The sequence below is a fragment of the Saezia sanguinis genome (assembly GCF_003991585.1).
GTDB lineage: Bacteria > Pseudomonadota > Gammaproteobacteria > Burkholderiales > Burkholderiaceae_C > Saezia > Saezia sanguinis.
Window position 1 is genome coordinate 1 of record NZ_PQSP01000075.1, and the last position, 272, is coordinate 272.

Consider the following 272-nt stretch of genomic DNA (forward strand, 5'->3'; position numbering starts at 1 on the left):
GGTCCGCGCCCTCGCCCAAGGCCGCGGCGGCGGAGCCGATATCGCCGAATACGGCATCGGCTCCCAGCCCGCGGGCCATATCCCGTGCGTCCGAGCGGGTGTCGACCGCGACGATACGTCCGACGCCGGAATCGCGCAGCACCTGAAGCGCGAGATGACCCAGGCCGCCGACGCCGATCACCACGCATACGCTCTGTGCGTCGAGAAGATCGCGGTGTTCCCGGACCGCGTGATAGGCGGTCAGACCGGCGTCGGCGAGCGGCGCGCAGAGC

At 71.3% G+C, this 272-nt stretch carries 1 pseudogene; it reads right to left on the reverse strand.

Annotated elements, in window-relative coordinates:
* Positions 1–272 (reverse strand): annotated as a pseudogene (locus CUZ56_RS15045) (NAD(P)-dependent alcohol dehydrogenase); the annotation flags it as partial.